The organism is Pleomorphomonas carboxyditropha, assembly GCF_002770725.1.
Classification (GTDB): Bacteria; Pseudomonadota; Alphaproteobacteria; order Rhizobiales; family Pleomorphomonadaceae; genus Pleomorphomonas; species Pleomorphomonas carboxyditropha.
The window spans coordinates 105,782-112,923 of the sequence record NZ_NQVN01000018.1 but is presented as its reverse complement, the minus strand read 5'-3'; the positions used below and the strand labels follow the sequence as shown (position 1 = coordinate 112,923).

Genomic DNA, 7,142 nt, shown 5'->3' with positions numbered 1-7,142 from the left:
CGCTTCGGACGGGCTTCACCTCCTTACGCTTCCAAACATGCAGGGTGTACAGGAAAAATATCTATTCGAAGCGGGAAGTTTAAACGGGCTGTGGCAAATGTAATTTTTCGGGGGTGGGGGAGGGCGCTGCGCGTTCGGGAGCGGTTGGGGCGAGGGGGGACCGCTCGATCGAAGACGCGATGGAGCGGGACACAAGAAGGAGAGAGCCGCAGCGGTGCCGAAGCGCGACCCGGGGCCAAGCCTGTCGTGGAAATTCTGGATCGCGGTGCGTCCCGACGGGCGCGGGTTGACGATCTAGTCTTTTGTTGCCGCATCGGATGTTCTGAAAACCGGATTCCACTTTTCGGTCCGATGCTCTAGATCTGTTACTTTGCAGCGCTCTACGTTCACTATGCGTCCGGAGGCTGAATTGCGAGTTGGCTTTGTCGAGTGGCCTGAAGGGCTTGAACCATATGGCCCGGAATGGCTCGAGATCGCGAACCGCCTTGCCGATGCGCAGGTGGAAATGCTGATCACCAACGAACTTCCTTTCGGTCCGTGGATTGCGGATCGCAGGCCGTTCGACCGTGAAACAGCTCAGGCAAGCGCGGACGCTCACGTAAGAGGCTTCGACGCTCTCGCGAAGCTTGCGATTCCGGCCATCCTGTCATCCCGCCCGGTTTGGGCGGCAGATCGGCTTCTGAACCAGGCTGTCGTCATCGAAAGCGGTCGGACGCGAGCGATCCACACGAAACAGTACTTCCCCGAGGAGCCCGGCTGGTATGAAGCAAGCTGGTATGAATCGGACCGGGCTGGTTTCAATCCGTTCGAAATATCGGGCCTGCGTATGGGCGTCATGCTGTGTACGGATGCGATGTTCAATGAACACGCTCGACACTACGGTCGGCAAGGCACCGTGCTGATCGCAATCCCGCGCGCGGCGGGCACGTCAACGGAAAACTGGCTGACCGCCGGTCGGATGGCGGCCATCGTGTCGGGCAACTATGTCGTCAGTTCCAATCGGTACGGACGCTCCAGGTGTGGCGCGGTCTTTGGAGGAGCGGGCTTCGCATTCAGCCCCGATGGAACCCTGTTGTCCATCACCGATTCAACGAACCCATTGCTCGTTGTTGATGTAAATCCGGATTTCGCGGATCGTCGGCGGAACGAATATCCCTGCTACGTCGTCGAACGCGGCGCCGGAGAAAGAGAGTCCTCTTGAGGGCCGAAGATTTCCCGTATGTCGCAAGTCTCCAATATTCGCGGCAGATCGGTCGGCGATGAATTCCAAGGGGGATTTTTGTCGCGAAAGTCGCTCGCAGAAGCCAGCCATGGAGGGCCGGCATGTCGCGTTCCAAGCAAAACAATGACGGGCAGCCGCGCCGGGGCATGAGGCAACTGCGTCTTTGGATGACAGACCCTAATCGCCCGGAATTTGTCACCGAGGCCAGGCGTCAGGGGCTCTCCCTGCGTGGCCGGCCCGAGGAGGCGGAGGCGCTGGCGTTCATTGCCGCCGCCGTCGAGTGGCTGGACCGACGATGCTGAACAACATGCTGCTGGTGCTGGAAAGCCTATAGGCCCAGGTATTCCCGGATTTCGTCGGCGACCTTCGACATGATCGATGCCGTCACATGCCCAAGCTTTTCGGCACTCGAAGCTTCGATGGTGGCGATCTTCACGGGGCGGATGACGCTTGGGGCGGGCAACCCGACATCCCGATAGGCGGCGCCGACCTCGACATCGCCGGGCCAGGGGCGGTTCTCGGCCGAGGTGATCATGGCGACCCAGAGGAGCTTCCCCTCTTCACCGATGCCGCCATTGCTGACGACGAGGGCCGGCCGGTGTTGCCGGACGGGGCGATCCGTATAGGGAGAAACGGCACGCGAACGACGTCGCCTTGCTCAAAGGTCACGATAGGCTTTCCGGTCGGCGTCGCTGTCCCATTCGTTGAATGTGCCGAACGGATCCTCGGCGGGCTGGGCCTTGCGCATCGTCACCACATCGCCCTCGATGCTGTAGGCAATTTCGTCGCCCTCACGCAGACGCAAGGCGTGCCTGATGGGCAACGGTATCGTCGTCTGAGCCTTGGTCGTCAGCTTGCTCGTGATCATCGAAGCCCTCGGTAAGGAGTTTCCTTACATACGCTGAACAGCCGATAATTTCAAGAAATCCGGCAATCGGCTTGTCGCCGCTTGTGGTGATCTGCCTTGCCGACGGACGGCGGTGCGGTCATCCTGTCGGTTCCGTGCTGATCCATAAATAGCCCATAAGGGCGCCTCATGATCCGTTTATGGATCAATGTGCCGGACAATGGCCGGAGCGCTTCCGTCCGGCGTGCTGTGGCACTTTTGAAGGTGGAATCCAGACATGCCATCCCCTCTCCAAGCCATCCTGATTTCCGGCACGTCGCATGTCGGCAAGTCGACGCTGGCCGAAAAGCTGACGGGGCGGCTCGGATGGAGCGGCCTGTCGACGGACGGGCTCGGGCGGCATCCCGGCCGGCCGTGGCTGGCGGTGCCGCCGCCGGTCGCCGAGTTCTACGAGCGGCTGTCGCCGGAGACGATCCACTGGTTCCTGAAGGTGCACCACGAGAACATGTGGCGCCAGATCCGGCCGATGATCGAGGCGGAGAGAAGCGCCGGGCGACCGTTCGTGCTGGAGGGCGCGGCGCTCCGGCCGGAATATGTCGCGCCGCTGCTCACCGGGGAGATGTTCGGCGTGCTGCTACATGCCGACGATGCGTTCCTTGCCGGCCGGATGCGGTCGGCCGCCGGCTACGAGCGGCGCGATGCCGGCGAACGCCACCTGATCGACGCCTTCGTCGAGCGCTCGCTGCGCGAGAACGCCGCTCTACAGGCTTCGGCGCGGGAGGTCGGGCTCGGGATCGTCGACGCCGCCGACGCGCGGGCGATGGCCGATCTGTTCGACGAGCTGGTGGCGCGCGCCTCGGCCTGACCACCGGCCTTCCGGCAGGCGCCCTATCTGCCGAACCGCCGGAGCGCGAGACCCATGCCCGACAGCGCGATGGCGGCGAGGAACAGGGCGACCGGCGGGTAGCGGACGGCGTCGAGGGCGGCCGGCGCCACCACCGAGCCGGTGTAGAAAGGCTCGACGCTATATTGGCACAAGAGCTCGGCCTCCGGGTCGGCGCGGATCGCCGTGTCGATGCGGTCGGCGAGTTGCCGCGCCGCCTCGGGCTGGCCCGGCATGTCGGCCATGCGGGCGAGAACGGCCCGGTAGGCGGAGAGATAGGCGTGGGCGCATTCGTTGAACGGGCTCGCCTCGTCGGCGATCGAATTGGGCACCAGGCCCCAAGCGCAGTAGGCGAGCTGGATGTTGGCGTGGTTGAGGAGGCGGCGGAACGTCGCGTCGGTGGGATATTGCCGGCCGGCGAGGCGGCGGATCTCCGACCGGTATTGCTCCACCGACCGCATCTCGCCGTGGGTGAGGCCGGGGATCTCCAGGCCGACCGCCTCCTCCGCCGTCAGCGGCGTCTGGCGATGCGCTTCGGCGGGCGGGGCGGCCATGGCGGCGATGAGGAAAAGCGCGGCCGCGAGGCCACGCCCTTCCGGTTTCGATCGAGGCATCGGCCGGTCACGCCGGGCTGAGGCGCCGCGCGGCCGGGGCGGCGCCGGCCAGCAGGCGCTCGGCCAGGAAGCCGAACACCAGGCCCTGGGCGCTCCAGATGATCGCCTGCATGCCGAGCGAGGCGACGCGGAAGCGCCAGAGGATCGCGGCGGAGAAGTTCTCCGGCACCTCGTTGATGTCGGGCAGCAGCAGCATGACGGCGGCGATCACCACCAGGAACGCCAGGCCGCCGACGATGGCGGCGTTCCAGGCGCCGAGGCGTCCCCAGTAGTGGCGGGCGAGCGCGAAGGCGGCCACCATGACGAGGACCGACACCAGCAGCATGGCGAAGTAGAGCTCGGTGCGGATGACGATGGTCTCCGGGCTGCCGACGGCCGGCGGATTGGCCGGATACTTGATCGCCGGCACCAGGATCACCGCCACGAAGCCGGCGAGCGCCAGCAGGCCGGCCAGCGAGCGGGCGCCGAGGGCGCTGAAGCGGCCGTAGACGAGCGCGAACGCCAGCGACAGGATGCCGCCCAGCGCGGCGCTGTAGACGATGGCGCCGGTCAGAAGGCCGAGGCCGGCCTGCGTCGCCCGGCTGACCAGCTCGGGTTCGGCGGCCTCGCCGGCCGCGGCGCCGGCCTGTTCCTCGAAGGCGATGGCGAAATCGACGAGCGGCTCGCCGTAGATGCGGGCGAACAGGAAGGCCAGCAGCCCTCCGACCACGCCGGCGATCATGCCGCGCAGCAAAAGCTTTCCGGTCATGGCATGATCCTCAATGGCAGGGGAAACCGAGCAGGTGGCGGCCGTCGTGCACGAACTCGTGCACGTACATGCCGCTGAAAATCGACAGCGCGCCCTCTTCGGCGCCGACGAAATAGACGGCGAGCACCAGGATCAGCCCGGCGAAGATGGCCCAGGGCAGAACCTCGCCGAGCGGAATCGGCACCGGCTGCGACAGGGGGATGGACGTCGGAGAAAGGGTCGACAAGAAAGCCTCCTGGGATTACGCGTCCCTAGACGTGAGTGCTGGCAAGCAGGTCTGGCTTTCGGGCCGATTTCCGGCCCGATTACAGTGGCGCGACCGCTCCGGACTTTCACCGGCTTCCGCTCGACATCGCCGCCACCTTCGGCCAAGCGGCGATGCCTGTCAATCGCAAAGGAGGGAAGGCGGCGGCGGTCTCTTTACTTGGGCGCGGGTCCGGGGGCAAAACCGCGATATACGCTTGCTGGAATTGATCTCATGGCCCTTCGCCTGACGCTGATCCCGGTTCCGACCGGCAACGACGCCCGCGCGCCGCTGTTCCCCGGCCGCGGCCGGCTGGAGCTGTCGCCCGAAAGTCCTGGCGAAAGCCTCGCCGAGGGCGTCCGGCGGCGCCTTGCCGACGCCGATCACATCGTTCATGCGTCGGAGATGGTGCTCGGCGGCGGTGTCGGGGGCGAGGCGGCGGCGCTCGCCGAGGTGGATTACGGCGGCTGGGCGGGCCGGGCGATGGCCGAGGTTGCCGGCGCCGATCCCGAGGCTTTCGAACTGTGGCGAACGGATATGGCCGCCGCGCCGCACGGCGGGGAATCCTTCATGGCCGTCCGGGCCAGGGTCGGCCGCTGGCTGGCTTCCATCGAGGGGCGAAAGGGGCATTGCGTGGCGCTGTGTTCGCCGGTGATCGCCAGGGTCGCGCTGACGGCGGCGCTCGACATCCCCCTGCCGACGATCTGGCGCCTCGATCCGACGCCCTGGTCGGCGATCGAACTGACGTTCCATCGCGGGCGGTGGGCGCTGAGGCTCGGCTAGGGAATGTTTGGGACTCCGGCGCCCGATATCTGCCTCGCGCCCCTTTCGGCCCGAGGTCCTGCGCCTGCGCGCAGGATGACAATCTATGGATAGGCTATGTACTTGTTCCCCAAATATAAATCTGTCATCCTGCGCGCAGGCGCAGGACCTCGGGCAGGAAAAAGCGAGCGGCGGATATAGGTCTCCGATCGAACCTGATCGCGGGTAATTTCATCGCGTTTTGCGGGTGAACCTCTCTCCCTGGTCCCTCTCCCACAAGAGGCGAGGGGACGCGGCTTGGGCCTACCCATCACTGGAAAGATCGAATTGCCGGGAACAATGGGGCGGCACATCCCTTCGTTCTGTGCTCTTGCGAGAAAGGGAATGTGGTTGGGGCTACCCATCATTGGAAAGCGCGACATGTCCAGAACCATGGGTCGGCAACTCCCGTCGTCCCCTCGCCCCTTGTGGGAGAGGGACCAGGGAGAGGGGTGCGGCCGCAGGCCTCGGAGCATGGGGGTGTTTCTGGAAATCGCTTTGCGATTTTTATCCCTGGTGACCGATATTTGCCTCGCGCCCTTTTCGGCCTGAGGTCCTGCGCCTTCGCGCAGGATGACAATCTATCCATATGTTTCTTTTATATAAATCTGTCATCCTGGCGCAGGCGCAGGGCCTCGGGCAGGAAAAAGCGAGCGGCGGATATAGGGCTTCGACCGGGGCGGAGCGTGAGGCAAATCGGAGTGCTGCCTAAGGTCGCTTAGGCCGGGGGCAGGCGGTGGCCGGTTTCGGCGTCGAACAGGTGGGCCTCTGCCGGTTCGGGGCGGAGGTGGACCAGGGCGCCGGGGGCGAGGTGGACGCGGCGGCGCAGGGCGGCGAGCAGGGGGACGCCGGCGGCGTCCAGCGTCAGGTGGGTTTCCGAGCCCATCGGCTCGACCAGCCTGACCCGCGCCGGCAGGCCGTCGTCGGCGAGGTCGAGGTGCTCCGGCCGGACGCCGTAGAGCGCCGCGCCGGCAAAGGCGGGCGCCGCGCCGGGCGGCAGCGGCAGGGCGGCGCCGGCGTCGCTGACGAAGCCCGCCGCCGCCAGCCGGCCGGGGATGAAGTTCATGGCCGGCGAGCCGATGAAGCCGGCGACGAAGCGGTTGGCGGGCTGGTCGTAGAGGTCGAGCGGCGCGCCGATCTGCTCGATGTTGCCCTTGTTGAGCACGACGATGCGGTCGGCCATGGTCATGGCTTCCACCTGGTCGTGGGTGACGTAGATCATCGTCGTCCCGAGCCGCTGGTGCAGCGCCTTGATCTCGCCGCGCATCTGCACCCGCAATTGGGCGTCGAGGTTGCTGAGCGGCTCGTCGAACAGGAACACCTGCGGGCTGCGCACGATCGCCCGGCCCATGGCGACGCGCTGGCGCTGGCCGCCGGACAGTTGCCGCGGGTAGCGGTCGAGCAGCGGCGCGAGGCCGAGGATGTCGGCGGCCCAGCGCACCCGCTCGGCGATCTCGGCCTTCGAGCCGCCGCGGTGCTCCAGCGAGAAGCCCATGTTGGTGGCCACCGTCATGTGCGGGTAGAGGGCGTAGTTCTGGAACACCATGGCGATGTCGCGGTCCTTCGGCTCGACGTCGTTGACGACGCGGCCGCCGATGGAGACGGTGCCGCCGGAGATCGGCTCCAGGCCGGCGATCATCCGGAGCAGGGTGGACTTGCCGCAGCCGGAGGGGCCGACGAGGACGACGAACTCGCCGTCGGCGATGGCGATGTCGGCGCCCTTGATGACGGTGAGCTCGCCGTAGCGCTTCTGGACCTGGCGGAGGGTGACGGGCGCCATGGG

General features: G+C 66.2%; 10 protein-coding genes and 1 riboswitch. Of the genes, 4 read left to right on the top strand and 6 right to left on the bottom strand.

Features of this window, described 5'->3' with window-relative positions; all coding sequences use genetic code 11:
* Positions 1-409: 409 nt before the first annotated feature.
* Entirely contained in the window at positions 410-1,201 is a 792-nt protein-coding gene (locus CJ014_RS20775; RefSeq protein WP_245427495.1) for a carbon-nitrogen hydrolase family protein, read from the top strand.
* A gap of 122 nt (positions 1,202-1,323) precedes the next feature.
* Entirely contained in the window at positions 1,324-1,524 is a 201-nt protein-coding gene (locus tag CJ014_RS20770) for an antitoxin MazE-like protein (RefSeq protein WP_100082413.1), read from the top strand.
* Between the two features lie 26 nt (positions 1,525-1,550).
* On the opposite strand, the gene CJ014_RS20765 is transcribed toward CJ014_RS20770, so the two are convergent.
* Complete coding sequence (locus CJ014_RS20765; RefSeq protein WP_245427497.1) at positions 1,551-1,790, bottom strand: type II toxin-antitoxin system PemK/MazF family toxin; 240 nt, start codon at positions 1,788-1,790, stop codon at positions 1,551-1,553.
* A 90-nt stretch (positions 1,791-1,880) separates the two neighbouring features.
* The gene (locus CJ014_RS20760) at positions 1,881-2,090 is read right to left on the bottom strand and encodes an AbrB/MazE/SpoVT family DNA-binding domain-containing protein (protein ID WP_100082412.1); all 210 of its coding nucleotides are present in this window, start codon (positions 2,088-2,090) and stop codon (positions 1,881-1,883) included.
* A gap of 256 nt (positions 2,091-2,346) precedes the next feature.
* Here CJ014_RS20760 and CJ014_RS20755 point away from each other — a divergent pair, with 256 nt between their 5' ends.
* The gene (locus tag CJ014_RS20755) at positions 2,347-2,934 is read left to right on the top strand and encodes an ATP-binding protein (protein WP_100082411.1); all 588 of its coding nucleotides are present in this window, start codon (positions 2,347-2,349) and stop codon (positions 2,932-2,934) included.
* Positions 2,935-2,957: 23 nt separating this feature from the next.
* On the opposite strand, the gene CJ014_RS20750 is transcribed toward CJ014_RS20755, so the two are convergent.
* Genes CJ014_RS20750 through CJ014_RS20740 form a run of 3 tightly spaced genes read right to left on the bottom strand, consistent with a single transcriptional unit; the run spans position 2,958 to position 4,540 of the window.
* Positions 2,958-3,566, bottom strand: a complete 609-nt coding sequence (locus CJ014_RS20750; RefSeq protein WP_100082410.1) for a hypothetical protein — start codon at positions 3,564-3,566, stop codon at positions 2,958-2,960.
* A 7-nt stretch (positions 3,567-3,573) separates the two neighbouring features.
* Positions 3,574-4,314: a CbtA family protein gene (locus CJ014_RS20745; protein ID WP_100082409.1), complete on the bottom strand. Its 741-nt coding sequence runs from the start codon at positions 4,312-4,314 to the stop codon at positions 3,574-3,576.
* 10 nt (positions 4,315-4,324) lie between these two features.
* Positions 4,325-4,540 carry a CbtB domain-containing protein gene (locus CJ014_RS20740; protein WP_100082408.1) on the bottom strand — a complete coding sequence of 72 codons (216 nt, stop codon included), beginning with the start codon at positions 4,538-4,540 and terminating at the stop codon, positions 4,325-4,327.
* A 27-nt stretch (positions 4,541-4,567) separates the two neighbouring features.
* A riboswitch (cobalamin riboswitch) is annotated at positions 4,568-4,715 on the bottom strand.
* 77 nt (positions 4,716-4,792) lie between these two features.
* On the opposite strand from CJ014_RS20740, the gene CJ014_RS20735 reads away from it, so the two are divergent.
* Positions 4,793-5,341 (top strand): histidine phosphatase family protein, encoded by a 549-nt coding sequence (locus CJ014_RS20735; RefSeq protein WP_100082407.1) that lies wholly within the window; start codon positions 4,793-4,795, stop codon positions 5,339-5,341.
* A 736-nt stretch (positions 5,342-6,077) separates the two neighbouring features.
* Here CJ014_RS20735 and CJ014_RS20725 read toward each other — a convergent pair.
* A complete protein-coding gene (locus CJ014_RS20725; protein ID WP_100082405.1) occupies positions 6,078-7,139 on the bottom strand; it encodes an ABC transporter ATP-binding protein in 1,062 nt (353 codons plus the stop codon).
* Positions 7,140-7,142: the final 3 nt, after the last annotated feature.